At 70.8% G+C, this 26,602-nt stretch carries 29 protein-coding genes; 18 read left to right on the top strand and 11 right to left on the bottom strand.

The window, feature by feature from the left end; genetic code table 11:
- The first annotated feature begins 15 nt into the window (after nucleotides 1-15).
- Nucleotides 16-771: a cobalt ECF transporter T component CbiQ gene (gene cbiQ, locus AB0G11_RS43345; protein ID WP_219508819.1), complete on the top strand. Its 756-nt coding sequence runs from the start codon at nucleotides 16-18 to the stop codon at nucleotides 769-771.
- Nucleotides 768-1,514 carry an ABC transporter ATP-binding protein gene (locus tag AB0G11_RS43340; RefSeq protein ID WP_219508818.1) on the top strand — a complete coding sequence of 249 codons (747 nt, stop codon included), beginning with the start codon at nucleotides 768-770 and terminating at the stop codon, nucleotides 1,512-1,514. Before cbiQ ends, AB0G11_RS43340 begins: the two co-directional genes overlap by 4 nt.
- On the opposite strand, the gene AB0G11_RS43335 is transcribed toward AB0G11_RS43340, so the two are convergent.
- Nucleotides 1,490-2,524 carry a potassium channel family protein gene (locus AB0G11_RS43335; protein ID WP_219508816.1) on the bottom strand — a complete coding sequence of 345 codons (1,035 nt, stop codon included), beginning with the start codon at nucleotides 2,522-2,524 and terminating at the stop codon, nucleotides 1,490-1,492. The two genes, AB0G11_RS43340 and AB0G11_RS43335, sit on opposite strands and share 25 nt — an antisense overlap.
- A gap of 74 nt (nucleotides 2,525-2,598) precedes the next feature.
- Here AB0G11_RS43335 and AB0G11_RS43330 point away from each other — a divergent pair, with 74 nt between their 5' ends.
- The 4 genes from AB0G11_RS43330 (at nucleotide 2,599) to AB0G11_RS43315 (ending at nucleotide 5,253) form a co-directional block, all read left to right on the top strand.
- On the top strand, nucleotides 2,599-2,937 hold the full coding sequence (locus AB0G11_RS43330) for an STAS domain-containing protein (protein ID WP_049563214.1): 339 nt from the start codon (nucleotides 2,599-2,601) through the stop codon (nucleotides 2,935-2,937).
- A gap of 48 nt (nucleotides 2,938-2,985) precedes the next feature.
- The gene (locus AB0G11_RS43325) at nucleotides 2,986-3,759 is read left to right on the top strand and encodes an SDR family NAD(P)-dependent oxidoreductase (protein ID WP_219508815.1); all 774 of its coding nucleotides are present in this window, start codon (nucleotides 2,986-2,988) and stop codon (nucleotides 3,757-3,759) included.
- Nucleotides 3,760-3,767: 8 nt separating this feature from the next.
- On the top strand, nucleotides 3,768-4,532 hold the full coding sequence (locus tag AB0G11_RS43320) for a crotonase/enoyl-CoA hydratase family protein (RefSeq protein ID WP_219508813.1): 765 nt from the start codon (nucleotides 3,768-3,770) through the stop codon (nucleotides 4,530-4,532).
- A 103-nt stretch (nucleotides 4,533-4,635) separates the two neighbouring features.
- Entirely contained in the window at nucleotides 4,636-5,253 is a 618-nt protein-coding gene (locus tag AB0G11_RS43315) for a rhomboid family intramembrane serine protease (protein ID WP_219508812.1), read from the top strand.
- A 9-nt stretch (nucleotides 5,254-5,262) separates the two neighbouring features.
- Here the strand turns inward: AB0G11_RS43315 and serC are convergent, their stop codons facing one another.
- A complete protein-coding gene (serC, locus tag AB0G11_RS43310; RefSeq protein ID WP_219508810.1) occupies nucleotides 5,263-6,372 on the bottom strand; it encodes a phosphoserine transaminase in 1,110 nt (369 codons plus the stop codon).
- 189 nt (nucleotides 6,373-6,561) lie between these two features.
- Here serC and AB0G11_RS43305 point away from each other — a divergent pair, with 189 nt between their 5' ends.
- Nucleotides 6,562-9,210: an ABC transporter substrate-binding protein gene (locus AB0G11_RS43305; protein ID WP_219508808.1), complete on the top strand. Its 2,649-nt coding sequence runs from the start codon at nucleotides 6,562-6,564 to the stop codon at nucleotides 9,208-9,210.
- On the opposite strand, the gene AB0G11_RS43300 is transcribed toward AB0G11_RS43305, so the two are convergent.
- Nucleotides 9,141-10,247: a citrate synthase 2 gene (locus tag AB0G11_RS43300; protein WP_219508806.1), complete on the bottom strand. Its 1,107-nt coding sequence runs from the start codon at nucleotides 10,245-10,247 to the stop codon at nucleotides 9,141-9,143. The genes AB0G11_RS43305 and AB0G11_RS43300 overlap by 70 nt on opposite strands.
- 176 nt (nucleotides 10,248-10,423) lie before the next feature.
- Here AB0G11_RS43300 and pdxH point away from each other — a divergent pair, with 176 nt between their 5' ends.
- Nucleotides 10,424-11,077 (top strand): pyridoxamine 5'-phosphate oxidase, encoded by a 654-nt coding sequence (gene pdxH / locus AB0G11_RS43295; RefSeq protein ID WP_219508804.1) that lies wholly within the window; start codon nucleotides 10,424-10,426, stop codon nucleotides 11,075-11,077.
- 10 nt (nucleotides 11,078-11,087) lie between these two features.
- A complete protein-coding gene (locus tag AB0G11_RS43290; RefSeq protein ID WP_219508802.1) occupies nucleotides 11,088-12,323 on the top strand; it encodes an MFS transporter in 1,236 nt (411 codons plus the stop codon).
- 21 nt (nucleotides 12,324-12,344) lie between these two features.
- Here the strand turns inward: AB0G11_RS43290 and AB0G11_RS43285 are convergent, their stop codons facing one another.
- Nucleotides 12,345-12,968, bottom strand: coding sequence for a UdgX family uracil-DNA binding protein (locus AB0G11_RS43285; RefSeq protein ID WP_357592694.1), 624 nt, complete (start codon nucleotides 12,966-12,968; stop codon nucleotides 12,345-12,347).
- Between the two features lie 104 nt (nucleotides 12,969-13,072).
- Here AB0G11_RS43285 and AB0G11_RS43280 point away from each other — a divergent pair, with 104 nt between their 5' ends.
- From AB0G11_RS43280 to AB0G11_RS43270, 3 genes are all read left to right on the top strand, one after another.
- On the top strand, nucleotides 13,073-13,777 hold the full coding sequence (locus AB0G11_RS43280; protein ID WP_281427172.1) for a metal-dependent transcriptional regulator: 705 nt from the start codon (nucleotides 13,073-13,075) through the stop codon (nucleotides 13,775-13,777).
- A 123-nt stretch (nucleotides 13,778-13,900) separates the two neighbouring features.
- Nucleotides 13,901-16,117, top strand: coding sequence for a SpoIIE family protein phosphatase (locus tag AB0G11_RS43275; protein WP_219508800.1), 2,217 nt, complete (start codon nucleotides 13,901-13,903; stop codon nucleotides 16,115-16,117).
- A 16-nt stretch (nucleotides 16,118-16,133) separates the two neighbouring features.
- Nucleotides 16,134-16,931 carry an alpha/beta fold hydrolase gene (locus AB0G11_RS43270; RefSeq protein ID WP_357592692.1) on the top strand — a complete coding sequence of 266 codons (798 nt, stop codon included), beginning with the start codon at nucleotides 16,134-16,136 and terminating at the stop codon, nucleotides 16,929-16,931.
- On the opposite strand, the gene AB0G11_RS43265 is transcribed toward AB0G11_RS43270, so the two are convergent.
- Nucleotides 16,897-17,058 (bottom strand): hypothetical protein, encoded by a 162-nt coding sequence (locus AB0G11_RS43265; protein ID WP_219508798.1) that lies wholly within the window; start codon nucleotides 17,056-17,058, stop codon nucleotides 16,897-16,899. The two genes, AB0G11_RS43270 and AB0G11_RS43265, sit on opposite strands and share 35 nt — an antisense overlap.
- 26 nt (nucleotides 17,059-17,084) lie before the next feature.
- Entirely contained in the window at nucleotides 17,085-18,230 is a 1,146-nt protein-coding gene (locus AB0G11_RS43260; protein ID WP_357592690.1) for an acyl-CoA dehydrogenase family protein, read from the bottom strand.
- 148 nt (nucleotides 18,231-18,378) lie between these two features.
- Between AB0G11_RS43260 and AB0G11_RS43255 the strand changes: the two genes are divergently transcribed.
- The 6 genes from AB0G11_RS43255 (at nucleotide 18,379) to AB0G11_RS43230 (ending at nucleotide 24,178) form a co-directional block, all read left to right on the top strand.
- Complete coding sequence (locus AB0G11_RS43255) at nucleotides 18,379-19,737, top strand: hypothetical protein (protein WP_357592688.1); 1,359 nt, start codon at nucleotides 18,379-18,381, stop codon at nucleotides 19,735-19,737.
- Entirely contained in the window at nucleotides 19,737-20,516 is a 780-nt protein-coding gene (locus AB0G11_RS43250; RefSeq protein ID WP_357592686.1) for a class F sortase, read from the top strand. Before AB0G11_RS43255 ends, AB0G11_RS43250 begins: the two co-directional genes overlap by 1 nt.
- A 124-nt stretch (nucleotides 20,517-20,640) precedes the next feature.
- Nucleotides 20,641-21,504, top strand: coding sequence for a hypothetical protein (locus tag AB0G11_RS43245; protein ID WP_357592684.1), 864 nt, complete (start codon nucleotides 20,641-20,643; stop codon nucleotides 21,502-21,504).
- Between the two features lie 7 nt (nucleotides 21,505-21,511).
- Nucleotides 21,512-22,273, top strand: coding sequence for a class F sortase (locus AB0G11_RS43240; RefSeq protein WP_219508792.1), 762 nt, complete (start codon nucleotides 21,512-21,514; stop codon nucleotides 22,271-22,273).
- Nucleotides 22,274-22,297: 24 nt separating this feature from the next.
- Nucleotides 22,298-22,975, top strand: a complete 678-nt coding sequence (locus tag AB0G11_RS43235) for a hypothetical protein (protein ID WP_219508790.1) — start codon at nucleotides 22,298-22,300, stop codon at nucleotides 22,973-22,975.
- Nucleotides 22,976-23,032: 57 nt separating this feature from the next.
- A complete protein-coding gene (locus tag AB0G11_RS43230) occupies nucleotides 23,033-24,178 on the top strand; it encodes an acetyl-CoA C-acetyltransferase (RefSeq protein WP_219508789.1) in 1,146 nt (381 codons plus the stop codon).
- A gap of 25 nt (nucleotides 24,179-24,203) precedes the next feature.
- On the opposite strand, the gene AB0G11_RS43225 is transcribed toward AB0G11_RS43230, so the two are convergent.
- The 5 genes from AB0G11_RS43225 to AB0G11_RS43205 all read right to left on the bottom strand — a co-directional run bounded on the left by AB0G11_RS43225 (nucleotide 24,204) and on the right by AB0G11_RS43205 (nucleotide 26,401).
- A complete protein-coding gene (locus AB0G11_RS43225) occupies nucleotides 24,204-24,416 on the bottom strand; it encodes a hypothetical protein (protein ID WP_219508787.1) in 213 nt (70 codons plus the stop codon).
- Between the two features lie 2 nt (nucleotides 24,417-24,418).
- Nucleotides 24,419-25,264 carry a hypothetical protein gene (locus AB0G11_RS43220; RefSeq protein WP_219508785.1) on the bottom strand — a complete coding sequence of 282 codons (846 nt, stop codon included), beginning with the start codon at nucleotides 25,262-25,264 and terminating at the stop codon, nucleotides 24,419-24,421.
- On the bottom strand, nucleotides 25,255-25,548 hold the full coding sequence (locus AB0G11_RS43215) for a hypothetical protein (protein ID WP_357592682.1): 294 nt from the start codon (nucleotides 25,546-25,548) through the stop codon (nucleotides 25,255-25,257). The genes AB0G11_RS43220 and AB0G11_RS43215 overlap by 10 nt, the downstream gene beginning before the upstream one ends.
- A gap of 71 nt (nucleotides 25,549-25,619) precedes the next feature.
- Nucleotides 25,620-26,006, bottom strand: a complete 387-nt coding sequence (locus AB0G11_RS43210; RefSeq protein WP_219508783.1) for a YbaB/EbfC family nucleoid-associated protein — start codon at nucleotides 26,004-26,006, stop codon at nucleotides 25,620-25,622.
- The gene (locus AB0G11_RS43205) at nucleotides 26,006-26,401 is read right to left on the bottom strand and encodes a YbaB/EbfC family nucleoid-associated protein (protein WP_219508782.1); all 396 of its coding nucleotides are present in this window, start codon (nucleotides 26,399-26,401) and stop codon (nucleotides 26,006-26,008) included. The genes AB0G11_RS43210 and AB0G11_RS43205 overlap by 1 nt, the downstream gene beginning before the upstream one ends.
- Between the last annotated feature and the right edge of the window lie 201 nt (nucleotides 26,402-26,602).

Genomic DNA, 26,602 nt, shown 5'->3' with positions numbered 1-26,602 from the left:
GAGGCGGTGGAGCCGGTGGGATCGGGGCACGCGCACCGGCTCTACCTGCCGGGCGGCTCGCGGGTGCACCGGCTGCCCGCGCAGTGCAAGCTGCTCGCCGTCCTGTGCTTCGCCCTGGTGGTGGTGGCCACGCCGCGCGAGCGGTTCTGGGCCTTCGCCGCGTACGCGCTGCTGCTGGCCGGGGTGGCGGCCGTGGCCAGGCTCCCGGTCGCGTACGTGCCGAGGCGCATGGTGGTCGAGCTGCCGTTCGTGCTGTTCGCGTTCCTGATCCCGGTCATCGGGCTGGGGGAGCGGACCGTGGTGCTCGGGATGTCGCTGAGCGTGCCGGGGCTCTGGGCGGCCTGGAACATCCTGGCCAAGGCGACGCTCGGCGTGGTGGCCTCGATCCTGCTGGCGGCGACGACCGAGCCGAGGGCGCTGCTGCTCGGGGCGCAGCGGCTGCGGGTGCCGGGGCTGCTGGTGCAGATCGCCATGTTCATGCTGCGCTACCTGGACGTGATCATGGATGAGATGCGGCGGATGCGGGTCGCCCGGGAGTCGCGCGGGTTCGAGGCGCGCAACCTGCGGCAGGCCCCGGTGATCGCGCGGTCGGCGGGGGCGCTGTTCATCCGGTCGTACGAGCGCGGCGAGCGGGTGCATCTGGCGATGCTCAGCCGCGGCTACAGCGGCCAGATGCCGATAATTGACGATATTTCGGCATCTGCCGTGCAGTGGGGGGCCGCACTCGCCCTCCCCGCCGCGGCCCTGGCAGTTCTGGGGCTCTCCCTATGACGCGACCCACGGTCAACTCCCTCGAAGTCAGCCGCCTCGCCTACGCCTACCCCGACGGCACGCAGGCCCTCTACGGCGTGGACCTGACGATCCGGCGCGGCGAGCGGGTGGCGCTGCTCGGCCCCAACGGCGCCGGCAAGACCACGCTCGTCATGCACCTCAACGGCATCCTGACGGCCGGGCACGGCACGGTGACGGTCGCCGGCACGCCGGTGCGCCGCGACACGCTCAAGGAGATCAGGCAGCGCGTCGGCCTGGTCTTCCAGGACCCCGACGACCAGCTCTTCATGCCCACCGTGCGCGACGACGTGGCGTTCGGCCCGGCCAACTCGGGGCTGCGCGGCGAGGAGCTGGAGGCCGTGGTCAAGAGCGCGCTGGAGCGCGTCGGCATGCTGGAGGCCGCCGACCGGCCGCCGCACCACCTGTCGTTCGGCCAGCGCCGCCGGGTCGCGGTGGCGACCGTGCTGGCGATGGAGCCGGAGATCCTGGTGCTCGACGAGCCGTCGTCCAACCTCGACCCGGCGGCCCGCAGGGAGCTGGCCGAGATCCTGCGCTCGCTGGACGTGACCGTGCTCATGGTCACCCACGACCTGCCGTACGCGCTGGAGCTGTGCGAGCGCTCGCTCATCCTGTCGGACGGGGTGATCGCCGCCGACGGGCCCACCCGCGAGCTGCTGGCCGACGAGGCGCTGCTGGCCCGCCACCGGCTGGAGCTGCCTTACGGGTTCGCCATCCCGGGCTGAGGCGGCACGTGGATGAGCACCAGGCGGTCGCCCGCCCGCAGCTCGGCGGCCTCAGGATCGGTGTAGTTGAGCATCCGGCCGTCGCGCACCACGGCCACCGCGATCTCCTCGCCGCGGGCTGGCGGGCCGCCCACCTCGTCGGCGCGCACCGGCCGCTCGTACAGGTCCAGGCCCTTGCCGTACACGAGCAGGTCCTCGATCAGCGCGCTGACGGCGGGGCTCTGGGTGGCGACGCCGAGCATGCGGCCGGCCGCCTCCGAGGAGGTGATCACCACGTCGGCGCCGCTCTGCCGGACCAGGGGGTCGTTCTCGGCCTCGCGGACGGCGGCCACGATCGTCGCGCCCGGGTTGAGGCTGCGGGCGGTGAGCGTGACCAGGGCGGTCGTGTCGTCGCGCCGGGTGGCGATGATCACCTCGCGCGCCTGTCTGATCCCGGCGAGGTCGAGGATGTGGCTGCGGCTGCCGTCGCCGGTGATCCCGGCGAAGCCGTGGGCCGACGCCTCGGCGACGACGCCCGGATCGGGGTCGACCACGACGATCGACTCCTTGGGGCAGCCGTTCTCCAGCAGCGTGCGGCTCGCGGCGCGGCCCTTGGTGCCGTAGCCGACGATCACCGTGTGGTCGCGCAACCTGCCCCTCCAGCGTTCGATGAGTATGGCCTCGCGGGTGCGCCGGGTGAGCACCTCCAGCGTGGTGCCCACGAGCACGACCAGAAAGGCGATCCGCAGCGGCGTGACGGCGACGATGTTGACGACCCGGGCCGCCGTGCTGACCGGGGTGATGTCACCGTAGCCGGTCGTGGAGATCGACACGGTCACGTAGTAGAGGGCGTCGAGCAGGCTGACGTCGCCGTCGGCGCTGTCGCGGTAGCCGTCGAGATCCACCGCTACCAGCACGAACATGGCGAGCAGCATCGCCAGGGCGATCGCCATCCGGCGCAGTACGGCGCGCAGCGGGCTGAGACGGGCCTCGGGCAGGCGGACACCCCGTGCCGGCTCATCCTCATGCATACCGGTGATCGTAGTTTGTGCGTGCCCGGTATCAGGGCAAGGGGAAGTACAGTGGCTCATCGAGGAGGGGCCAAATGAAGCTGCGGCTTGCGCGACACGCCCTCGGTGACGCCGTGGTGGTGGCCGTTGCGGGGGAGCTCGATCTGTTCACCGCACCGTTCCTCCGTGACGAGGTGCGCGACGCGATCAAGCAGGACAGCGCCCGGCTCGTGCTCGACCTCCAGCAGCTGTCGTTCATGGACTCCAGCGGGCTCTCGGTGCTCATCGAGGCCTGGCGGCTGGCCACCGGCGAGGGCGGCGGGGTGTCGCTGGCGGCCCCTCAGGCGCCTGTGGCGCGCATCCTGCGCACGACCGGGCTCGACCGGCGGATCAAGGTCTATTCGGATGTGGACAGCGCCGTGGGGGGAATTTAACCGCCCCCGAGTAGAACTTCATTCGGTAGCCGGGTTAGGGTCCGTGCTATGGACGTGAACGGATCCGCAGCAATCATCTCCGGCGGTGCGAGCGGCCTCGGCGAGGCCACCGCCCGCGAGCTGGCCCGCGCCGGCGCCACCGTGGTCATCGCCGACCTCAACGAGGAGCGCGGCAAGGCCCTGGCCGACGAGCTCGGCGGGGTCTTCGTCAAGACCGACGTGTCGGACGACGAGCAGGTGCAGGCCGCCGTGGACGCGGCCGTCGCCACCGGCAAGCCGCTGCGCGTGCTGGTCAACAGCGCCGGCATCGGCTGGGCCGAGCGCACCGTCAACCGCAACGGCGAGCCGCACAACCCGGCGACCTACCGCAAGGTCATCGAGGTCAACCTGATCGGCACGTTCAACCTCATGCGCATCGGCGCGGCGGCCATCGCCAAGACCGAGCCGGTCGACGAGGACGGCCAGCGCGGCGTGGTGATCAACACCGCGTCCGTGGCCGCGCTGGAGGGACAGACCGGTCAGCTCGCCTACAGCGCCTCCAAGGGCGGCATCGTCGGCATGACCGTGCCCGCCGCCCGCGACCTGGCCGCCATCGGCGTCCGGGTGAACACGATCTGCCCCGGCATCATCGACACCCCCATCTACGGCTTCTCGGGCAACGCCGAGGAGTTCAAGGCCAAGCTGGTGGCGCCGGTCGTGTTCCCCAAGCGCATGGGCCGCGCCGGCGAGTTCGCCCACCTGGTGCGCTCCCTGGTGGCGAACGACTACATGAACGCCGAGGTCATCCGCTTCGACGGCGGCATCCGCTTCCAGCCCAAGTAGGAGGGCCCGTGTCCGACGAAGTGCTCGTCGAGGAGTCCGGCGGCGTCGCCGTGCTCACCATCAACCGCCCCAAGGCGCGCAACGCCGTCAACGGCGCGGTGGCCCGGGGCATCGCCGAGGCGCTGGACGCGCTCGACGCCCGCCCCGACGTCTCCGCGTACGTGCTGACCGGCGCGGGCGGCACCTTCTGCGCGGGCATGGACCTGAAGGGGTTCCTGACGGGCGACATGCCGGTCGTGGAGGGACGCGGCTTCGGCGGCCTGACCGAGTCGCCGCCGAAGAAGCCGATCGTCGCGGCCGTCGAGGGCTACGCGCTGGCGGGCGGCTTCGAGCTGGCCCTGTCGTGCGACGTGATCGTGGCCTCGTCGGAGTCCACGTTCGGCCTGCCGGAGCCCAAGCGCGGCCTGGTGGCCGGGGCGGGCGGCATCATGCGCCTGCCGAGGCGGATCGCGTACCACGTGGCGATGGAGATGGCGCTGACCGGCGACCACTACCCGGCCTCGCGGCTGTACGAGCTGGGCCTGGTCAACCGGATCACCGAGCCGGGACAGGCGCTGGAAGGCGCGCTGGAGCTGGCTCGCAAGATCGCCGCGAACGCGCCGCTGGCGCTCGCCGCGACCAAGAAGGTGATCATCGAGTCGCAGGACTGGCCGCTCGACGAGATGTTCAAGCGGCAGGGCGCGATCATCAACCCGGTGTTCGGCTCCAAGGACGCGATGGAGGGCGCGGCGGCCTTCGCCGAGAAGCGCGCTCCGCAGTGGAAGGGCGAATAGCCCGCGGACGACCCAGCCCCCTCCCGCCCGGGAGGGGGCTTTTCACGCACTCGGGCCGGTTCGTACGTACGGTAAAAAGGGAGTCGTCCACCTGGGAGAGCGCATGAGCGACTATTCGAGGTCCCCGTTCGAGTCGGCCAAGCGCGGCGCGGGGGCGCTGCTGTCGGGCGCGCTGGCCGCGTTCCTCCTGATGGTGGGCCTGCTCGCGGTCATGTGGGCGGTGGAGATCGTCGACTACTTCATGTTCGGCGCCCTGGACGGCTTCGGCATCGTCGGCTGGGAGCCGGCGGGACTGTCGGGGATCTTCTTCGCGCCGTTCCTGCACATCGGCTTCGGGCACCTGATCGCCAACTCGCTGCCGCTGCTGGTCCTCGGGTTCCTGGCCGCGCTGCGCGGCATCGGCAAGTTTCTGCTGGCCAGCCTGCTGATCATCGTCATCGGCGGCGTGGGCACCTGGTTCACCAGCCCCGACGTGGTCACCGTGGGCGCCAGCGGGCTGGTGTTCGGCTACTTCGGCTACATCCTGGCCCGGGGCCTGTTCGACCGGCTCCTGCTCGACATCGTCATCGCGATCGGCGTCGGCATCGCCTACTGGTCGATCCTCGCGGGCGTGCTGCCCAATCAGCCGGGGATCTCCTGGCAGGGCCACCTGTTCGGGCTGGTCGGCGGTGTGGTGGCGGCCTGGGTGCTGCGCAGGCAGCAGCCCAGGCCACTCGTCTGACGTCGCAGGCTAGAGGCGCTCGACCACGTGGTCGATGCAGGCCGTCAGGGCCTCGACGTCGGCCGGGTCGATCGCCGGGAACATCGCCACCCGAAGCTGGTTGCGGCCCAGCTTGCGGTAGGGCTCGGTGTCGACGATGCCGTTGGCGCGCAGCACCTTGGCCACCTCGGCGGCGTCGACGGAGTCGGCGAAGTCGATGGTGCCGACCACCTGCGAGCGGAACTCGGGGGCCGCGAACGGCGTCGCGAAGGACGACTTGTCGGCCCAGGTGTAGAGGCGCTGCGCCGAGTCGGCCGTGCGGGACGTGGTCCAGGCCAGGCCGCCGTTGCCGTTCATCCAGTCGAGCTGGTCGGCCAGCAGGAACAGCGTGGCCACGGCCGGGGTGTTGTAGGTCTGGTCCTTGGCCGAGTTGTCGATGGCGATCGGCAGGCTGAAGAACTCCGGCACGTAGCGGCCCGAGCCCGCGATCTCCTCGACCCTGGCCAGGGCGCGCGGCGACATGATCGCGATCCACAGGCCGCCGTCGGAGGCGAAGCTCTTCTGCGGGGCGAAGTAGTAGACGTCGGTCTCCGACACGTCGACGGGCAGGCCGCCGGCGCCGGAGGTGGCGTCGACCAGCACGAGCGCGTCGTCGCCGCCGACCCGCTGGATCGGCATGGCCACGCCGGTGGAGGTCTCGTTGTGGGTGAGGGCGTAGACGTCGATCCCGTCCTCGGCGACCGCCTCGGGGTGGGTGCCGACCTCGGACTTGATGACCGAGGGCTCGCCCAGCCACGGGGCCTTCTTGGCCACGGTCGCGAACTTCGAGGAGAACTCGCCGAACGACAGGTGCTGCGACCGGTCGCGGATCAGCCCGAAGGCGGCGATGTCCCAGAAGGCGGTGGTGCCGCCGTTGCCGAGCACGACCTGGTAGCCCTCGGGCAGCGAGAACAGGTCGGCCAGGCCGGAGCGCACGCGGCCGACGAGGTTCTTGACCGGCTTCTGGCGGTGCGAGGTGCCCATGAGGCTCGCCCCGGAGGCGGCGAGGGCGGCCAGTTGCTCGGTGCGCACCTTCGAGGGCCCGCAGCCGAAGCGGCCGTCGGCGGGCTTGATGTCAGCGGGAATCACGATGTCAGCCACCAGACAAGGGTATCCAGCCGCCGAGATTCCCTGGTCCCGGGTCCGGATGCTGAGAAATGGTGAAACGACCACCCCTTGGAGCGTGGGAGGGCTCCGGCGGGGGCGGCTGGACACATCACTCCATGAGATTTACGGCAGTATGTCGACAAAGGAGTGGATCGTCGGGGGGCGACCGCCAGGGAGCGACGCATGGCCGATGTCCGCACGTTCCTCCGGCACCTGTTCGGCAGGCTCATCCGGCGACCCGCCCCCTGGCGGCGCGACCGGTCGCTGCCGCAGGTGTCGGTGTTCCTGACGGGTGAGGGCGACCTGGAGCCGCTCATCGTGCCCGACGGGCAGCCGGTGCCCTATTTCTCGCCGGCCGTCTACTCGGGCGTGCCCGACCTGGTGAAGCAGGCGGTGGCCAAGCTCGGCGAGCGCACCGGACCGCGCGGGCTGCCGAGGATCAGGTTCCAGCTCACCGGCTTCGTGCTGCTGGTGCTGCGCCGGCGGGAGCTCGGCGAGGTGGCCATCCCCGACATGGAGCGGGCGCTGGCCGAGGACCGGCCGGGCCGGGGCGGGCCCCCTGACGACCGCCCGAGGGTGGTCATGCTCGACTACCTGGGCAGGTCGCTGACCGGCTGGATCCCGGCGGCGTCGGTGATCGGCACCTGGCTCGGCCAGGCGACCACGCTGCTGGCGTGGGGGGTGAGCGTCGCGGCCGGCGTCGTGGTGGCCGTCGGGCACGCGGCCGTGCTGGCCCGCACCCACGTGCGCAGCTCGTGGTTCCGCAAGCAGGCGGCGCAGCAGCGCACGCCGTGGGAGCGGCTGCCCGCGTACGCGAGCAGGCTGGCCGCCAGGGCGTCGGACGAGGAGCTGGAGCGTCTGCTGGTCGGCGCCTTCCTGGAGGACCTCAGGCAGGCGTACAGGCGCCGCAGGCTGTTCCTGTGGCCCGCGTGGGCGCGTGCCTACCACTGCGTGCTCTACCTGAAGGGCGTCACGGCCGCCGACACGGCCGCGGCGGCGTTCCTCGGCCGCCTGCACGAGGTGCGCGAGCGCAACGCGCAGTGGGACCCGCTGCTCGTCGTCACCTCCGGCCCCGAGTCGCCCGGGCTGGTGCGCGACGTGCGCACGGTGCGCGTCACGGGCGCGGACGGCGACGAGGAGGCGCACCACGAGTGGCTGCGCCGGGTCAGCCACCGGCACGGGCCCGCGTACCTGGTGATCGAGGGCGTCGACCTCACGGCCGGGGACGACCGGCGGGCGGCCCCGCTCGCGCCGGTGGCGGGGCACAAGCGGGTGCGCGCCTACTGGACGATCATGGTGGCGCTGCTGGTCGTGCCGCTGATCGCGTCCGGCCTGTACGTGTGGAACTCCGCCATGACCTACTGCCAGGCCCCCGACGTGCTGCGGGACGAGCTCGGCGAGTGCGTCGGCATCAGCGACGGCGGCTACGTCTTCCACGACCGGCTGAAGACCCCCATCGCCCGCATCGCGGCCGAGAACGTCAAGGCCGTCGACAGCGGCCGCTACGTGGAGATCGTCTACATCGGCCCGATGACCGGCGCGCCGGACGCCCTGCTGGCGGGCTCCCACGGCGAGCTGTACGGGATCGCCGCCTACCAGCAGGACTACAACGCCCAGAGCGGCGACCGGCCCAAGATGCGCGTGCTGCTCGGCAACCCCGGCAAGGCGTTCAGGAAGTCCGTGACGCTCGCCCGGCAGGTCGTCGACCGGCTGGAGTCGGGCGCGCCGATCGTCGGCGTGATCGGCATGGCGCAGAGCCGCGCGGTCAACCAGGAGGCCATCGCGGTGCTCAACACCGCCGGGCTGCCCGTCATGGTCACCGTCGGCACCGCCGACGAGCTCGGCCAGCACGAGCGGGTGCCGTCGCCGTACTTCTTCCGCATGGCCGCCAACAACGGGCGCGAGGCCAGGGCGTCGGCGGCGTGGGTCAGGGCGGGCACCGGCGGGCTGCCCGCCGCCAAGAAGGTGACGCTGCTGGAGGACGTCACCGAGGGCGACCTCTACAGCGCCGACCTGGCCGCCGGCTTCCGCGACGCCTTCGGCGAGGCCGGCGTCACCAGCCTGTCGTACACGGGCGGGCGTCAGCTCAAGGCCCAGGTGAAGAAGGCGTGCGCGGGCAAGCCCGACCTCATCTACTACACCGGCAGGGGCGACGACTTCGTCACCTTCGTCCAGGGCGTCGACGAGGGGTGCAGCCAGTCCCGCATCCACCACGTGCTGGCCTCCGACGACGTCACCAAGTACGTCCAGGACAACCACCAGAGGCTTAAGGACCACCCCAACCTGCGCCTGCACTACGTCACGCTGGCGTGGGAGAAGGTCTGGGACCACGTCACGGGCGGCGAGGGCCAGGGAGGAAAAGCCCAGATCGGGCGCATCCAACGGCTGATCGGCAAGGACGCGCAGCCGTCGCGGCTGCACGCGATGCTCGCCCACGACGCCGCGCTCGCCCTCGGGCTCGCGATCGCCGCCGCCCCCGGCCCGGTGCCGGACAAGGGCACGGTCCTGTTCGGGCTGAGCACGATGGGCACGCAGTACGGGACCACCGGGGTGATCGAGTTCACCGGTGGCAGGGAGCTGCACGAGTCGGCCGGCAAGCCGGTCATGCTCATCCAGGTGGGCCAGGAGCCGAAGCTCGTCGGCGTGTGCGGCAGGCTCACCGAGGTGGGGCCGAGCCTGGCCGACTGCCCCGACCGCGCCCTGCGCGGGGCGGACGACGCGAACGGCCCGCCGGTCGGACCGGCGGGCCGTCAGGGAGGGCGTCAGATGGTGCCGGCGACCTCGGCGGCGCCGGGCACGTCGCTGAGCGGACGCGACGCGGGGCCGATGTAGTTGGCGCTCGGGCGCACCAGCCTGCCCGTGAGCTTCTGCTCCAGGATGTGCGCGGCCCAGCCGGCCGTGCGGGCGCAGGTGAACATCGAGGTGAACATGTGCGAGGGCACCTCGGCGAAGTCCAGGACCACGGCGGCCCAGTATTCGACGTTGGTGGCCAGCACCCGGTCGGGCTTGCGGGCGTGCAGCTCCTCCAGGGCCGCCTGCTCAAGGGCCGCGGCGACCTCGTAGCGAGGCGCGTCGAGCTCCTTGGCGGTGCGGCGGAGCACGCGGGCCCGCGGGTCCTCGGCGCGGTAGACGCGGTGTCCGAAGCCCATGAGCCTGTTGCCCTTGTCGAGCTCGCTCTGCACGTACTTCTTGGCGTCGCCGAGCTGCTCGACGCCCTCGATCATGTGCAGCACGCGCGCCGGGGCGCCGCCGTGGAGCGGGCCCGACATGGCGCCGACCGCACCGGACAGCGCCGCGGCCACGTCCGCGCCGGTGGAGGCGATGACGCGGGCGGTGAAGGTGGAGGCGTTCATGCCGTGCTCGGCGGCGGAGGTCCAGTACGCGTCGATGGCCTTGACATGCTTGGGGTCAGGCTCACCGCGCCAGCGGACCATGAAACGCTCGACGATGGTCTTGGCCTCGTCGACCCGGCTCTGCGGCACCATCGGCAGGCCGAGGCCACGCGCCGACTGCGCCACGAAGGACAGGGCCATCACGGAGGCGCGGGCGAGCTGGTCGCGCGCCTCCTCGTCGCTGATGTCGAGCAGCGGCTTGAAGCCGTAGGCGGGGGCCAGCATGGCCAGCGCGCTCTGCACGTCGACTCGGATGTCACCGGAATGGACAGGGATGGGGTACGGCTCCGCCGGGGGCAGGCCCGGCTGGAACTTGTTGTCGACCAGCAGGCCCCACACATGCCCGAAGGGCACACGGCCGACCAGCTCCTCGATGTCGACGCCCCGGTATCGAAGGGCGCCCCCTTCTTTGTCCGGTTCCGCGATCTCGGTCTCGAAAGCTACGACGCCTTCGAGGCCGGGTTTGAAGTCGGACATTCTCGGCCGCCTCCCTTTCTTGCCATGTTCCGGCAATGCCTTGATGTCGAGATACCGGCCAGTCAATTTAACCCCCTCCCAGGTCGTGCTCGGTCTCGGGACCCGCCGGTAGGCCATAACCGCTGGTAGGGGGCGCTGTGTGGGATCTGCCACCAAGCACGCGAGAATACCGTCTCGTGGATGCCACCTCGCGCCCGCCCTCCTTGGCGGGGCTTCGCCGGACCTATGAGGGCGAACCGTTGCTCGAAGCCGCCGTCGCCGCCGATCCGATCGCGCAGTTCACCGTCTGGTTCCAGGACGCGCTCGACGCCGGCCTGCCCGAGCCCAACGCCATGGTGCTCGCCACCGCCTCCGCGGGGGGCCGGCCGAGCGCCAGGACCGTGCTGCTCAAGGGCTACGACGAGCGCGGTTTCGTCTTCTACACCAACTACGAGTCCCGCAAGGGCCGCGACCTGGCGGAGAACCCGAGGGCGTCGCTGCTGTTCCCGTGGCATCCGCTGCGCCGTCAGGTGCGGGTGGAGGGCTCGGTGAAGAGGCTGTCGGCCGAGGAGTCGGCCGCCTATTTCAACGCCAGGCCGTACGGCTCGCGCATCGGCGCGTGGGCGTCGCGCCAGTCGGCGGTGGTGCGGTCGCGGGAGGAGCTGGACGCCCGCTACGAGGAGCTGGCGGCGCGCTGGCCGGACGATCCGCCGGTGCCCGACTTCTGGGGCGGCTTCCGGGTGACGCCGGTGGAGGTGGAGTTCTGGCAGGGGCAGCTCGACCGGATGCACGACCGGCTGCGTTACCGGCGTACGCGGCCGGGGTGGGAGTTGGAGAGACTTGCCCCTTAATGTGCCTTAAGTGACATTCGGGGATTTCGTCAAGCGTCACCTGGTCGACACCCGGCCGCTGTCCGTGCCCGCCTACCGGCGCCTCTGGATCGGCCAGGCCGTCTCCCACGTCGGCCTCGGCGCCACCGTCGTGGCCGTCAGCCAGCAGGTCTACGACCTGACCGGCTCGTCGTTCTGGGTCGGCATGCTGGGCCTGGCCAACCTGATCCCCCTGGTGATCTTCGGGCTGTGGGGCGGGGCCGTCGCCGACGCCGTCGACCGGCGCAAGCTCCTCGTCGCCGGCTCCGCCGTCGCCTGGGTGAGCACGATGCTCATCCTGATCCAGGCGCTGGTCGGCGTCCCCAACGTGTACGTGCTGCTGGCGACCGTGGCCGTGGGCGCCGCCGGCTTCGCCGTCAGCTCCTCCACCCGGGGCGCCATCATCCCCCGGCTGCTCCCGGCCGAGCTGGTGCCCTCGGCCAACGCGCTCAACTCGCTCGTCTACAGCATCGGCGCCGTCGCCGGGCCGATGATCGGCGGCATCCTGCTCACCGAGGGCGGCTACGCGGCCGCCTACGCCGTGGACGCCCTGCTGTTCACCGCCAGCCTCTACGCCGCCTTCCGGCTGCCCGCGCTGGCACCCCAGGGCGAGGTGTCCCGGCCCGGCTGGCGGTCCGTGGCCGAGGGGCTCCGCTTCATCGCCACCAGCCCGGTGCTGCTCATGTCGTTCGTCGTCGACATCATCGCCATGGTGTTCGCGCTGCCCAGAGCCCTGTTCCCGGAGCTCGTCGACCTGCGTTTCGGCGGCGACCTGAACGTCCTGGGCTGGCTGGTGGCCTCCATGGCGGCCGGGTCGGTCATCGGCGGGCTGTTCTCCGGCTGGGTCACCCGGGTCACCCGCCAGGGCCTGGCGCTCACGGCCGTCATCGCCGTGTGGGGGCTCGCGGTCGCCGCCGCCGGGCTCGCCCAGCAGCTCTGGCTCGTGCTGCTGTTCATGGCCGTCGGGGGAGCCGCCGACGTGGTCTCCTCCGTGTGGCGGCAGTCCATACTCCAGCTGTACGCGCCGGACGAGATGCGGGGGCGGATGCAGGGCGTCTTCATGGTCGTCGTCGCGGGCGGGCCCCGGCTCGGCGACGTCCGGGCCGGAGCCACGGCCACCGCCTTCGGGCTCACCACCGCGTGGGTGGGCGGCGGCATCGCCTGCGCGCTGGCCGTACTCGTCGCCGGCCTGTCGGTGGCCGGCTTCAGGAACTACCGCGCCCGCTGACCGGCCGCGCGCCCTGAGGCACTACCGCTCTCGCTGACCGGCCGCCACCTTGAGGTCGGCGAGGAAGCCCTCGTACGCCGCGTCCCGGTCGGGCGCGCGCAGGACCGCGGACGGGTGGATCGTGGCCACCGCCGTGGCCTCGCCCAGCGGCACCGGCGCCCCCCGCTGTCGCGTCACCCGGAACGCCCGCCCCAGCAGCGCCCGCGCGGCCGTCGCCCCCAGCACCACGACCACCTGCGGCTCCACCACGGCCAGCTCGGCGTTCAGCCACGGCTGGCAGGCCCCGATCTCGGCCGCCGTCGGCTTCTGGTGGATGCGCCGCCTGCCCTGCCGGGTGAACGAGAAGTGCTTGACCGCGTTCGTCAGGTAGACGTCCTCCCGCTCGATCCCGGCCTCGGCCAGCCCCCGGTCCAGCACCCGCCCGGCCGGTCCGACGAACGGGTGCCCCTGCAGGTCCTCCTGGTCGCCGGGCTGCTCCCCGACGAGCATGAACGCGGCCCCGGCGGGCCCCTCGCCGAACACCGTGCGCGTCGCCGCCCGGTAGAGGTCGCAGCCCTCGCAGCCGGCCGCAGCCTCCCGCAGCGACGTCAGGTCCAGGCGATCGGGAAGGAACTCGGCCGCTGAGTTGTTTCCGTCCTTTGACATCGTCGGTCGTTTCTCCCCCATAGGCTTTGCCTCTGACTCCTGTGCCCGAAGCGGACGGGCTCAGTCCCCGCCACGACCGGCGTAGCATGCAGTTGGGAGGAGCCTTGACCGCACACGGCCTGATCGACACGACGGAGATGTATCTCCGGACGATTTACGAGCTCGAGGAGGAGGGCATCGTCCCCCTCCGGGCGCGCATCGCCGAGCGCCTGCAGCAGAGCGGCCCCACGGTGAGCCAGACCGTCGCCCGCATGGAGCGCGACGGCCTCGTTCGCGTCGAGGGTGACCGCCACCTGTCCATGACCGAGCTCGGCCGCACCCTGGCGACCAGGGTCATGCGCAAGCACCGGCTCGCCGAATGCCTGCTGACCGACGTCATCGGGCTGCCCTGGGAGGAGGTGCACATCGAGGCCTGCCGCTGGGAGCACGTCATGTCGGAGTCGGTCGAGACCCGCCTGGTCAAGCTGCTCGACAACCCCACGGTGTGCCCGCACGGCAACCCCATCCCCGGCCTGGCCGAGCTCGGCGCGCAGGAGAGCGCCGAACCGTCCGGGAGCATGCTGCCGACCATGACGGAGGTCGCCGGGGCCCAAGGAGTGCCCGTGGTAGTGCGTCGAATTAGCGAACAAGTGCAAAGTGATCCCGCTCTGATGCTTAAACTCAAGCAAGTTGGGATACAACCCGGACGCGAGGTGACGCTCGCGGCGAGCGACGACGGTGTGCGGGTGACAGGTGACGGTGACGCGAACGACTCTCTCGCGGAGATCCCGCGTGACGTTGCCGCGCACGTTTTCGTCACCAGGCGCTGACGCACGCGCGGCTGCTTGGTTGAATCCCAACTGGGAGCCCCTCCACTCCCCCCCGGCCAAGACTGTTGCAGGAGCGCCCGTGGTTCGCTTTTCGCGCATGCGTCCCCTAGGAGTGGTCTCCGGATGAAGCGATGGGGGGACGTGTCACCCGACGCCGATCACCTGGCCGCGTCGTCGGTGCTCGACCATGCCGAGATGGCGGTGGTCGTCACCGACCGGTTCAGCAATCTCCTTTACTGGAACCCGTTCGCCGAGCGGTTGTTCGGCCGGCCACGGGCGTCGGGCCGCGACCCCTCGGCCCAGTCCTTCGGGATCATGGACAAGGACCACCCGCAGGCCATCGAGCTGAGCAAGCACGTGCTCAAGGGCGGCGTCTGGGAGGGCACGTTCGACGTGCGGCGCGCCGACGGCTCCGTCCTGTACGTGCGCGCCCAGGCGGTGCCGCTGCGCCACACCTCCGGCTCGGTGACGGGCATCGTCATCACCGCCCGCGAGGCGCTGCGCAGCAACGAGCGCGAGAAGGACCGCTTCGGCCTGCTGGAGCGCATCGGCGAGCGGCTGGCCGGCTCGCTGTACGTCGAGGAGACGCTCAAGCGGGTCGCCGAGATGCTGGTCCCGCAGTTCGCCGACCACTGCTTCATCGAGCTGATGGAGGGCGACCGGCTGGTGCGCCGGATCTCCCAGCACGTACAGGGCTGGTCGCCGCCGCCCGGCACCTGGAAGCCCGTCGGCGCCGAGATCCGCTACCCGTCCGGCCACTACGCCGAGGCGGCCATGCGCCGCCAGGAGACGATCCTGGTCGACGACTTCGCCGGCAACAGCTTCCCCGCCCCGTCCGAGGGCAGCGCCCGGCTGTGCGGCGAGGTCGGCATGAACTCCGCGATCGTCGCCCCGCTGAGCGTGCGCGGCGAGACGCTGGGCCTGATGTACCTCGGGCTGTCCAACCTGACCGACCGCCGCAGCCCCCACTACGACGCCTTCGACCGCGACTTCGTCGGGGCCATCGCCACCCGGGTCGCGCTCGCCATCGACAACGCGCTGCTGTTCGAGGAGGAGCGGCACACCGCCGAGTCCTTCCAGAAGCACCTGCTGCCCCGGGCGCTGCCGCAGCTCGACGGCCTCCAGATCGCCGTCCGCTACTACCCGGCCGCCCCGCTCGTCTCCCACGGCCAGGGCATCCAGACCCAGGTCGGCGGCGACTGGTACGACGTGATCCCGCTGTCGGCCGGCCGGGTCGGCATCGTCATCGGCGACGTGGAAGGCCGGGGCGCCAAGGCCGCCGCCATCATGGGCCAGCTCCGGGCCGCGCTGCGCGCCTTCGCCCAGGACGACAAGTCGCCCGCCGACATCCTGGCCAGGCTCGACGAGTGGACCCGCATCATCGCCACCCCCGAGCGCGACGACAACGGCGCCGACGTCAGCATCCCGCCCATCGTCACCTGCCAGTACCTGGTCTACGACGCCTGGTCGCGCCAGCTGTCCTTCGCCAACGCCGGGCACGCCCCGCCGCTGCTGCTGCACGACGGCCAGTGCGTCGAGCTCGACATCGAGGAGGTCGGCCAGCCGCTCGGCGTGCGCGCCAAGGGGCTGCACGCCGACCTCGTCTACAAGGAGGAGACGCGCACGCTGCCGCCCGGCGCGGCGCTGCTCCTCTACACCGACGGTCTGGTCGACCGCCGCCCCGCCCGGCTCGGCGAGATGCCCACCGAGGCCGAGACGCTCGGGGTGCTCTGCGAGAAGCTCGCCAAGATGGCCGACGCCGAGGTCGAGCGCATCGCCGACGCCGCCACCGTCGCGGTGCCCGGCGAGATCGACGACGACATGGCGATCCTCGTGGTCCGCTCCAGCGACGCCGACCTCGACGTCGAGGAGCGTACGTTCCCGGCCCAGCCGATCATGGTGGGCGAGGCCCGCCGGATGGCGTCGGAGGCGTTCGAAGGCTGGAACGTGCCGGAAGAGCGCGCCGAGCTGGCCTGCCTGCTCGTCTCCGAGGTCGTCACCAACGTGGTGCTGCACGCCTCCACGGCCAGCGTGCCGCGCCGCGAGCTGATCGTCGACGGGCCGCCGCTGCCGTTCGAGGACTCCTGGGACATGCCGGGCTTCGAGGACGAGGTGGTCGGCGACAAGGAGTTCACGCTGCGGCTGCGGCGGGGCGGCGAGTCGGTCTGGGTCGAGGTGTTCGACCAGGACCTGCGGCTGCCGCGCATCCGCAGCGCCGGCGAGAACGACGAGGGCGGCCGCGGCCTCTACCTGGTCGACCAGCTCGCCAAGCGGTGGGGCTCGCGGCCCACCAGGGAAGGCAAAGCGGTCTGGTTCGAGATTCCCACGCGCAGCCGCTGATGGTTCACTTACGCGCATGGAGCTGGCCTTCGAACGCAGGGGCTCCGGCGAGCCGCTGATCCTGGTCCACGGCATCGGGCACCACTGGCAGGCCTGGTTGCCGGTCATGGACCGGCTGGCCGCCGCGCGCACCGTCATCGCCGTCGACCTGCCCGGGTTCGGTCGCTCGCGCGGGCTGCCCGACGGCGTCCCCTACACGGCCGAGTCGCTCGCCGACGCCGTCGAGTCCTTCTGCGCGCTGCTCGGCCTGCGCGAGCCGCACATCGCCGGCAACTCGCTGGGCGGCTACATCGCGCTGGAGCTGGCCTCGCGCGGCACCGTCCGCACCGCCACCGCGCTGTCGCCGGCCGGGTTCTGGTCGCGCGCCGAGCTGCTCTACTGCCAGGCGGTGCTGCGCGCCGCCCGGGCGTCGGCCCGCGCGCTGCCGCCCGGGCAGGCGGGCCGGACCGCCGAGAGCGCGCTCGGCCGCACGCTGTCGGCCGGGCTCCTGGCGGCCCACCCGTCGAGGCTCACGCCCACCGCGCTCACCGCCGGGTCGCAGGCGCTCGCCGGCTCCGCCGGGTTCGACGAGACGCTCGCGTCGTTCTCCGGGCTGATGCCGCCCGCGCCGCCCAAGTCGCCGATCACCATCGCCTGGGGCGAGCACGACCGGCTGCTGCCGCGCCGCCAGGCCGTGCGCGCCGCCCGCTGGTCGGGCCAGCGGGTCAAGCTGCTCAAGGGGTGCGGTCACGTACCCATGAGCGACGACCCGGCGCTGGTGGCGCGGGTGCTGCTGGAAGCTAGCGGAACGTCTGACCCCACAGCAGGAGCATGACGATCACGAAGACGATCATGATGCCGGCGTAGCCCACGGCGCCGAGCCTGAACGCCCGGCGCACCCGGTTGAGGCCCCAGGCGAACAGCAAAGCCAGGAAAACCAGGAGGATCAGGCCGCTGTCCATGGTCTCCAGTATGCGTCGCCGGACGGCTAAAAACCGAAGGAGCGGCCGATGATCTCCTTCATGATCTCGGTGGTGCCGCCGTAGATCGTCTGCACGCGGCTGTCGAGCCACGCCTTGGCCACCGGATACTCGTTCATGTAGCCGTAGCCGCCGTGCAGTTGCAGGCAGCGGTCGATGAGCTTGGTCTGCAGCTCGGTGGTCCACCACTTGGCCTTGGCGGCGTCGACCACCGTGAGCTCGCCGGCGTTCAGCGCCACGATGCACTTGTCCACGTAGTGGCGGGCGATCTCCGTCTCGGTGGCCAGCTCCGCCAGCACGAACCGGGTGTTCTGGAAGGAGCCGATGTTCCGGCCGAACGCCTGACGGCCCTTGCAGTACTCGATCGTCTGCTCCAGCACCGTCTCCGCCGCCGCCACGGCCGCCACCGCGATCGACAGGCGCTCCTGCGGCAGGTTGTCCATGAGCTGGAAGAAGCCCCGGCCGTCCTCCGGGCCGAGCCGGTTGGCGACGGGCACCCGGACGTTCTCGAAGAACAGCTCCGCCGTGTCCTGCGCCTTCATGCCGACCTTGTCCAGGTTGCGGCCGTGCCCGAACCCGTCCATGCCCCGCTCGACCACCAGCAGCGTCGTCCCCCTGGCCCCGGCGGCAGGATCGGTCTTGGCCACCACGATGACGAGATCGGCGTTGACGCCGTTCGTGATGAACGTCTTCTGCCCGTTCAGCAGGTAGTGGTCGCCCTCGCGCACCGCCGTCGTCCTGATCCCCTGAAGGTCGCTGCCCGCGCCCGGCTCCGTCATCGCGATCGCCGTGATCAGCTCACCGCTCGCGAACCCCGGCAGCCACCGCCGCTTCTGCTCCTCGTCCGTCAGATCCACCAGGTACGGGGCCACGACGTCGTTGTGCAGCGAGAAGCCCAGGCCGGACGCCCCGTTGCGGATGATCTCCTCGACGATCACCGCGTTGTACCGGAAGTCCGTGATGCCCGCCCCGCCGTACTCCTCCGGCACCGAGAAGCCGAACATGCCGACCTCCCCGGCCTTCTTCCAGACCTCGCGGGGCACGATGCCGTCCTTCTCCCACCGGGCGTGATGGGGCACCACCTCACGGGCCATGAACTCCCGCACGGTCTCCCGGAAAAGCAGGTGCTCCTCGTCGAAGAGGTCTCGCCGCATGTCGCCTCCTAGCAGGGGGTGTGTGCGTTCCAGAATACGATTCTGGCGGGCGGACACGGGTTCATCACAAGTGGTGGAACATGGGCGTGTTGCGGGGCTTGACGGCTCTAAGATCTACCTTCGGTTTACTGTGCGATCGGAGTTAGCCGTGAGTCGGTGGCGCAATGCGTGGATCGCCGCATCGATCGGAATGGCGGCCTCAGCCGCGTTCGTCGCGATACCCGCGAAGGCGAGTACGTTCAACCTCGTCGTCGACTACAGCTGTACGCGGGGCATCGCTGGTGACGCTCCAGTGACACTCAGGGCAAGAGTGCAGATCCCGACCTCGATGCAGGTCGGTGGCATGCTCGATCTGGGCTGGACGGTCGATTACACGGGCATACGCAGGTTTGCGTCGCCAGGCTACTTCCCAAGTGGAGCCGAGGTTTCACTCGTGGGCAACGTCAAGCTTGAGGGTGCCTGGAACGGGGTCCTGCAGCCACACGGGAGCAAAGCCCAGAAGGCGTTGGAGGCCGACGCCGTCCTTGATCTTCCCGAGGGCATCTCCTCCGAGGCGCACATGACCAAGGCAGGTGTTATCAAGCTTACGCCGCAAGAGCTGACAGTGGACTTCGTGCCTCCCGCCGGCGAGGAGATCGTCAACAATCACGAGGTCGAGCGCGTAACGTACGGCCCAAGCTGGAAGCACCACACTACGGAGCCTGAGTTCGACGATATCGAGAATGACCTTCACACAACCAGCGTTCAGGGCGACGTTGCCTCTATCACATTCCTTGGGACGGGTTTCGAGTACATCGGTCGCAGGATGCGAGACGTCGGCAGGGTCGAAGTGACTGTTGACGGGGTTTCGAAAACAGTCGACCCCACGAAGGACACTGCTGGCGAACCAGTGACCGGGACGCAGGGCAACACCACGCTCTGGCGGCGTGATGACCTGCCCTATGGACGGCACACGGTGACCATCAAGGGAGTGGACGCAGACAAGCCCGTTCATCTGGATGCCTTCAAGCTCCTCACGGGCAAGATGATTAATCCGCCGACGCTCCACAGGGCCACATGCGTGGTAACCAGCGACCCTGACACAGTCGAGATCACCGTAGGCGGCGGCGCCTCCCAGAGTCCCTCGCAGACGCCCACGGACGATCCGGACCCCTCGGAGAACCCGACCCCCGATCCGTCGAAGACCCCGGTGACGCCGACGCCCACGCCGCCGAACCGGCACGTCCCCTGGCCCAGCACCAGCCACGTGGTCGTCGTGGTCCCAGGCAGCAGCAAGACCCCCACGCCCACGGCCAAGACCACGCCGGGCCCCACCGCCACCAACTACAAGGCCGCCCAGGTCGACACCACCCCGCTGGGCGGCGTGGACACCGGTGAGGCTCCCGAGCAGGTCGCGGGCGGCTCGTACGCGCTGATCGCCGGCGGGTCGCTGCTGCTGATGGGCAGCGCAGCCGGAGGGCTCCTGGTGCGGCGCCGCCGCGCCGGACACGCCGGAGGGACTGACTGATGAGCGAGCTGAAGTCGACGATGTCCAAGGCCACCCCGGCGCTGCTGATCGCCGGGTCGCTGGCCGGCGTGGGCGCCATCATGGTCGGCCTGCTGTCGCTGGCGCCGCCGGTGGACGACGGCTCCGGCCCGGTTCCGATGGCGGCCCAGCAGGACCCGGCGACGCTGCAGTATCAGAACGCGGGCGCGTTCGAGCTGCCGCCCAGCGTCGGCCCCGGCGGCGAGAACGTCCCCCTGACCCCGGCCCGTCTCGACGCGCCCCCGCCGCTGCCCGCCGAGGTCGTGGTCCCGGCCATCAAGCCGGTCAAGTCGAAGACGACCAAGGTCAGGCCCACCCGTATCCGCATCCCGGACATCAAGGTCAACGCCCCGATCAACACGGTCGGCCTCACCAAGCAGGGCGCCCTCGCCACCCCGCCGCTCAGCAAGCCCAACCTGACCGGCTGGTACGGCAAGAGCCCGCTGCCGGGCGAGCTCGGCCCCTCGGTGATCAACGGCCACGTCGCCACGAAAAAGGGCGCCGCTGTTTTCAAGCGTCTGAGCGAGCTGTCCAAGGGTGACCACATCTACGTGTACCGCTCGGACGGCAAGGTGACGCGCTTCACGGTCAGCGGCATCGAGCAGGTCGGCAAGAAGACGTTCCCCACCAAGCGCGTGTACGGCGATACGAAGGAAGCCCAGCTCAGGCTCATCACGTGTGGCGGGATCTACAACAAGGCGGCCCACAGCTACACGGACAACATCATCGTCTACGCCACCCTGTCCAAGAAGAAGGGCTGATACCGTCTTTTTGGTCTTTTACAGGAGATTGACAGGATTAGTCCGTATGATCTCAACCCAACCGTAACCAACGGCTGGAATCGTGGTACGCCCTGTTGTGACTGTGCTGAAACGGAGAAGGACAGTGCTGACGTCCAAGGCGCGGCGCCGCCTCGCCCTCAAGACATCCGCTTTCGCCCTTCTCGGTGCAGGTGTCTTCGGTGTCATCCCGGCAGTGGCCGCCCTCGCGGCGCCGGTGGAAGTGACCTACTTGTGTAAGCCGACCGGCGGGGAGCAGACGAGAATCCCGTTCATGATGGAGCTGAGGACGCCAACCGCGGCACCGACCCCCAGCGCCACCGTGACGGTCATGTGGGACATCAAGCAGCCGACGAACACGGCCAGCCAGTTGCAGGCGACCGCGGTGATCACGCCCAGCAGCACCGTCGTCGCGGAAGCCACCGTCACCCCGACCGGCAGCCCGTTGCCCAGCGCTCCGGTCCCGGCGGCGGCGACCGCCACCCCTGCGGCCGAAGTGGCCGCCGGGGCTCCGATGCCCATCCCAACCATGGGCATCGTGGTCCGGCCCACCGCCACGGGAATGGCCACCATCAAGGCGGGCGCCTTCAGCCTCAAGGTCAACGGGACCGTCTGGTACAGCTGCGAGCCGGGTCCGTCCGGCGGGCCTTCCGCCACCCTCGTCGTCGGCACGAGCACCGCCACGTCGACCTCGACTGGGACGCCCACGACAACCCCCACGACGACGCCCACGACCTCCACGCCCATCCCCACCAAGACCACCACGGTCTTCGAGACCGTGACGCCCACCCCCAGCGAGACGACCACCTCCCCGCGCAGCTCCGAGACCCCCAAGGATGGGGCCGACACCGGGGCCGGGGGGACGATGGGGCCCGATGGGCGGATGTTCCTGGCGGCCGGGTCGGCGCTGATCCTGGCGGCCGGGGCCGGGGGGCTGCTGATGCGGCGTCGCGGCGTATCCAAGGGATGATGGACCCGTGGCGAACCAGTACCCCTACGGCGCCGGCCCGCAGCCTCCGCAGGACGATGGCGGCAGCAGGGTCCTGAGGACGACGTTGCTGCTCGCCGCCGTGGCGGGCGTGGTGACGGTGGTGGCGGGGATGCTGATCGTGCTGGGCTCGCCGGAGGAGTACGGCCTGGCGAGCCAGCGTGATTCGCTGGGCTTGACGGCGCTGCCGGACGGTCAGGCGTCGGGGCAGCCGGAGCAGGCGCTGTTCCAGGCGGGGCCGGACGCGCCGCCGCCGCTGCCGCAGATCAAGCCGGCTCCGGCGATGCTGCCGTCGACCCCGGTGCGCATCATCATCAAGAAGCTGGGCGTGAACGCGCCGATCAAGTCCGTGGGCCTGGCCAAGGACGGCACGATCCAGGTGCCGCCGGCCGACAATCCCAACCTGGCGGGCTGGTACCGCAACATGTCGACGCCTGGTGAGGCGGGTCCGGCGGTGCTGCTGGGGCACAAGGACACGCGGACGCGGGCGGCCGTCTTCAACCGGTTGCCGGAGCTGCTCAACGGTGACCAGATCGAGATCAAGCGCCAGGACGGCATCACGGCGGTGTTCACGGTCGGCGGCATCGAGCAGGCGAGCAAGAAGACGTTCCCCTCCGAGCGCGTGTACGGCCCGCAGGAGAACGCCCAGCTCCACCTCATCACGTGCGGCGGCATCTACAACCGCAGCACGGGTCACTACACCGACAACGTCATCGTCTACGCGACGATGACGAGCTCCTATCGAAGCTGATCGCGGAGGCGCGCAATGGGCTGGATGGCGAAGCGGAGACTGCGAACTGGCCCCACGGCGGCTCTGCCCGCCAAGCCGGATCGCGCCGAGTTGCTGAGGCTGGTGCGGCTGGCCGATCCGGGGGCGCGCGAGGACGGCGACGACATCGTGGCGGTGGACGTACGGGTGCATGCCCCGGTGGAGGCGGAGCCGGAGCTGGTCGGCGGGGAGCTGGAGCGGGTCTGGGCGTGCCGGGTGGCGGCGGAGGGCCCGCTGCCGTTCGACTTCTTCGACCGTTTCCTGGCGGAGGGGCTGGCGTTCCGGCTGGGCGGGCTGGCCGTGTGCCGGGGCGAGGTGGACGATCCGGCCGATGAGGCGGCTCCGGGCGGTCCGGCGGTGATCCTGCCGGTGCGGCCGTCGGCGGAGGAGCTGATCGAGCTGCTGGAGGGCGAGGTCGAGCAGGAGGAGGAGTTCGTCTTCTCGGCGGGCGGGGTGCGGGCGCTGGTGGTGCCGCAGAAGGGGCAGCCGCCTGCGGTGAAGGAGCTGCTGCCGTTCGCCACGGAGCTGACGGCGATCGAGTTGCGCGGTGATGACCGGCTCAAGCTGGGCACGCTGGCGTTGTCGTTGTCGGAGGCGCTGAACGGCCTGGTCGTGGACCGGTGGCGGTTCCGGGTGGATCGGGCGGAGGAACTGCTTCCCCCGGCGAGGGCAGAAACCGAGTGACGTTCTGTTGTACCCTCTGCCTAAGAACCGAATATTGCTCGGTTTACAGGAGGCACTGTGGCAGAGGCGTACATCGTCGGGGCGGTCCGCACCCCGGTCGGCAAGAAGAAGGGCGGCCTGTCCACCGTCCACCCCACTGACCTGGCGGCGCACACGCTGAAGGCGCTGATCGACCGCACCGGCGTGGACCCCGCGGCGGTCGAGGACGTCATCATGGGGTGCGTCATGCAGTTCGGCCCCCAGAGCATGGACATCGCGCGCAACGCCTGGCTGTCGGCCGGGCTGCCGGAGACCACGGCCGGCGTCACGATCGACCGGCAGTGCGGCTCATCCCAGCAGTCGATCCACTTCGCGGCCCAGGGCGTGCTGTCGGGCACCCAGGACCTCGTGGTGGCGGCCGGCGTCGAGTCGATGAGCATCGTGCCGATGGGCTCGTCGATCACCGCCGCGCTGGAGAAGGGCATGCCGTTCCCGTTCGGCGACAAGTGGGTCGAGCGTTACGGCAAGCAGGAGATCTCGCAGTTCCGCGGCGCGGAGCTGATGTGCGAGAAGTGGGGCCTCAAGCGCGACGAGCTGGAGCGGTTCGCGTTCGAGTCGCACCAGCGGGCCGCCAAGGCCATCGCCAACGGCTATTTCAAGGACCAGATCGAGCCGATCAACGGCGTCGAGGACGACGAGGGCCCGCGCCCCGACTCCACGCTGGAGAAGCTGGCCACCTTGAAGACCCTCAAAGAGGGCGGCCAGATCACCGCCGCCACGTCGTCGCAGATCTCCGACGGCTCCGGCGCGCTGCTGATCGCCTCCGAGCAGGCGGTCAAGGACCACGGTCTCACCCCGCGCGCCCGCATCCACCAGCTCGCGCTCATGGGCGACGACCCGGTGTACATGCTGACCGCGCCCATCCCGGCGACGCAGAAGGCGCTGGCCAAGTCGGGCCTGTCGATCGACGACATCGACGTGACGGAGATCAACGAGGCGTTCGCGCCGGTGCCGCTCGCGTGGATCAAGGAGCTGGGCGCCGACCCGGCCAAGGTCAACCCGAACGGCGGCGCCATCGCCCTGGGCCACCCGCTGGGCGGCACGGGCGCGATCCTGATGACCAAGCTGCTGCACGAGCTGGAGCGCACCGGCGGCCGTTACGGCCTCCAGACGATGTGTGAGGGCGGCGGCCAGGCCAACGTCACCATCATCGAGCGGCTCTGACGCGAACCCAGGCGCCCCGGCCGGGTCAGGCCGGGGCGGCCTCGTCGTAGTAGACGGTCACGAACGGCCACGATGCGCCGTCGTCGTCCATGTCGTTGTGGAAGACCACGTCGCGGATGTCGATCGGCCCCATCTCCTCCAGGGTGCCGGCCAGCCGGCGCAGCAGCATCGGCACGTCGCCCTGCTCCTCGCCCGCCGGGTTGTTCAGCGAGAAGTGCCGCGTCTGAAGCTCGGCCATCCCTACTTTCTCCCTCTCTTCTGCTTGTTGCGGTCCCCGGAGAACTTCTCGGCCTTGCGCTCCTTGGCCTTCGCGCTGTTGAACAGCTTGTTGTCGAACTTCTTGCCGGCGTTCTTGGCGTCGACGGCCGCCTGTTCCTCGGGGCTGAGGTTGGCCTGGCTCTCGCTACGGCCGCGCCCGCCCTTGCGCCCGCCGCGCTGGAGGATGCCGGGGGAGCGGTCCATCAGGTTGCCCTGCGGGCGCAGCGGCATCCGGCCGGGTCCGGCGCCTGCCAGCGCCGGGCCGCCGGGGCCGCCAGGGCGGCGCAGGTTGTCCAGGATGCGGCGCATCGGGTCGGTGACGCGGCGGGCCAGGCCGGGCGCCAGCACCCGGCCGGTGCCCTCGGCGGCCTCCCGGTAGATCTTCATGCCCGCTCTCCTGGTGGCGAGCAGTGACGCCGTCGCGGTGAGGCTGGCGAACGGGCCGCCGCTCAGCAGGGCCATCGCCAGCCGTACGGTGCCGACCGCCGCGACCGTGCCCACGGCGATCTTGGTGGCGGTCACCACCGTGGCCATGCCGTCCAGCGCGACGGGCGCCATCCGGGTGGCCGCGGCGGCCTGGGCGAGATGGCCGTTGCCGTTGCCGGTCTCCTGCCAGAGGCTCTGCAGCTCGGTGGCCGAGCCGCCCCGGTAGACGGCGGCCGAGCCGAGCACGGCGGCGTCCGCCTCGGCGCCCGACTGCGCGGCGTGTGCCTGCACCACGCGGGCCGCGTCGGCGTCGAGACGGACCTCGTCCTCGTCGATGTTGGGGAAGGGCAGCCCGGCCAGCTCCAGCACGCCGTGCAGCTCGGGCGGCAGGACTATGCCCATGGATCCAGCTCCGGCAGCGCGCTGGCCTGCTCGGCGGCCTCGACGTTGTCGGGCACCAGGGACATGCCGGCACCCACGCCGCCGATCGTCCCCGACAGGGCCGGCACGGTGGTCAGCATGGTGTGGCGGCACTCCACCCAGGCCTTCTCGAACTCGCTGAACAGCCCGTTGTCGCCCCAGCCGCCCGTTCTGGCGCGCAGCCGCTCCACCGCGGCCTCGTACTCTTCCCCGTGGACGCGCACCCGGACCGCCTGCTGCCGCAGCGCGCCCTTCGCGACTTCCATCCCCGTAGTCATGAATCCGACATTAATGGGTCACCTGTGACCAGTGTGACCAGTGTGAGTAATGTCGCTTGTCAGTCGAGCAGGTTCACCAGTCGTTCACGTACGGCGACCGGGTCGACGGCCCGGCCGGGGAACGCCTGCTCGAACGCCGATCGCAGCAGGTCGTCGGCCTGCCGCTGGGCGTCCTGCTGGGCCTGGCGCACGGCCAGCAGGATCTCGTCGGCGAGCGCCTGGCTGCCCTCGCGCACCGCGCGCGCGTCGAGCGTGATCTTGAGTACGCGCCCGTCGGCCGCCGCCGTGGCGTGCACGTGGCCCCGGTCGCCGCCGCCCGCGCCGACGATCTCGCCGAGCCGCTCCTCGCCCTCGGCCAGCAGCTCCAGGACCCGGGCGTTCTGCTCGTCGGCGCGGTCCACGTCCTGGGGACGGATGTCGCCGGGGTCGAGGTCGAAGCCGAACATCACAGCCCTCCCGTGTACAGCTCGCGGGCCGCGGACTCCACCCGGTCGCGCACGAACCGCTCGTCCAGCGGCTCGGGCAGCGTCCCGGCCCGGCCGGCGGCGTCCGCCACGATGTCGCCGGTGCGGCGCGCGGCCTCCTCCTGCGCGGCCTGGACCGCGGCGGTCACCTCGGCGCCCAGCCGCGCCACGTCGAGCCGCAGGGCGCGCGGGTCGATCTTGACGCCGGTCAGCGTGCCGCGCCCGTCGGCGACGGCCCTGATCATGCCCTGCGCGGCCTCGCCGGTCCCCTCGACGGCGGCGATCTGACGCTGGGCCTCGCGCAGGTGCCGCATCGCCGACCGCGTCTGGTCGACGACCTGGTCCAGGTAGAGGCGATCCTCCCGGGGGTCTGGCATGCGAAATCCCCTTTGTCTGGTCGAAAGTTGGCCCCACATCTTGACATGCGAATGCCCCGCCCCTCAGCCGGAGGGACGGGGCAGCCTGGGCGCAAGGGGATCTAGCGGCAACGCCGTTCAGTTAGGGCTGGGGTCGTGGCGTCAAGGGCTGGCCCGGAGCATGTTGATGCTGATGGTGGCTTTGTAGGTGGTCCGGTCGAT

The sequence above is a fragment of the Nonomuraea sp. NPDC023979 genome (assembly GCF_040639085.1).
Lineage (GTDB): Bacteria > Actinomycetota > Actinomycetes > Streptosporangiales > Streptosporangiaceae > Nonomuraea > Nonomuraea ceibae.
This window is presented reverse-complemented; position numbering and strand designations above follow the sequence as displayed.

What these genes read in the sequence shown, in the direction of transcription:
- AB0G11_RS43235 (WP_219508790.1), top strand. Translation starts at nt 22,298, where the DNA reads ATGGCGAAGCGGAGACTGCGAACTGGCCCCACGGCGGCTCTGCCCGCC.
- AB0G11_RS43225 (WP_219508787.1), bottom strand. Translation starts at nt 24,416, where the DNA reads ATGGCCGAGCTTCAGACGCGGCACTTCTCGCTGAACAACCCGGCGGGC.
- AB0G11_RS43305 (WP_219508808.1), top strand. Translation starts at nt 6,562, where the DNA reads ATGGCCGATGTCCGCACGTTCCTCCGGCACCTGTTCGGCAGGCTCATC.
- AB0G11_RS43285 (WP_357592694.1), bottom strand. Translation starts at nt 12,968, where the DNA reads ATGTCAAAGGACGGAAACAACTCAGCGGCCGAGTTCCTTCCCGATCGC.
- AB0G11_RS43335 (WP_219508816.1), bottom strand. Translation starts at nt 2,524, where the DNA reads ATGCATGAGGATGAGCCGGCACGGGGTGTCCGCCTGCCCGAGGCCCGT.
- AB0G11_RS43250 (WP_357592686.1), top strand. Translation starts at nt 19,737, where the DNA reads ATGAGCGAGCTGAAGTCGACGATGTCCAAGGCCACCCCGGCGCTGCTG.
- AB0G11_RS43275 (WP_219508800.1), top strand. Translation starts at nt 13,901, where the DNA reads ATGAAGCGATGGGGGGACGTGTCACCCGACGCCGATCACCTGGCCGCG.
- AB0G11_RS43330 (WP_049563214.1), top strand. Translation starts at nt 2,599, where the DNA reads ATGAAGCTGCGGCTTGCGCGACACGCCCTCGGTGACGCCGTGGTGGTG.
- AB0G11_RS43325 (WP_219508815.1), top strand. Translation starts at nt 2,986, where the DNA reads ATGGACGTGAACGGATCCGCAGCAATCATCTCCGGCGGTGCGAGCGGC.
- AB0G11_RS43315 (WP_219508812.1), top strand. Translation starts at nt 4,636, where the DNA reads ATGAGCGACTATTCGAGGTCCCCGTTCGAGTCGGCCAAGCGCGGCGCG.
- AB0G11_RS43265 (WP_219508798.1), bottom strand. Translation starts at nt 17,058, where the DNA reads ATGGACAGCGGCCTGATCCTCCTGGTTTTCCTGGCTTTGCTGTTCGCC.
- AB0G11_RS43215 (WP_357592682.1), bottom strand. Translation starts at nt 25,548, where the DNA reads ATGGAAGTCGCGAAGGGCGCGCTGCGGCAGCAGGCGGTCCGGGTGCGC.
- AB0G11_RS43210 (WP_219508783.1), bottom strand. Translation starts at nt 26,006, where the DNA reads ATGTTCGGCTTCGACCTCGACCCCGGCGACATCCGTCCCCAGGACGTG.
- AB0G11_RS43300 (WP_219508806.1), bottom strand. Translation starts at nt 10,247, where the DNA reads ATGTCCGACTTCAAACCCGGCCTCGAAGGCGTCGTAGCTTTCGAGACC.
- AB0G11_RS43260 (WP_357592690.1), bottom strand. Translation starts at nt 18,230, where the DNA reads ATGCGGCGAGACCTCTTCGACGAGGAGCACCTGCTTTTCCGGGAGACC.
- AB0G11_RS43340 (WP_219508818.1), top strand. Translation starts at nt 768, where the DNA reads ATGACGCGACCCACGGTCAACTCCCTCGAAGTCAGCCGCCTCGCCTAC.
- AB0G11_RS43205 (WP_219508782.1), bottom strand. Translation starts at nt 26,401, where the DNA reads ATGCCAGACCCCCGGGAGGATCGCCTCTACCTGGACCAGGTCGTCGAC.
- AB0G11_RS43270 (WP_357592692.1), top strand. Translation starts at nt 16,134, where the DNA reads ATGGAGCTGGCCTTCGAACGCAGGGGCTCCGGCGAGCCGCTGATCCTG.
- AB0G11_RS43220 (WP_219508785.1), bottom strand. Translation starts at nt 25,264, where the DNA reads ATGGGCATAGTCCTGCCGCCCGAGCTGCACGGCGTGCTGGAGCTGGCC.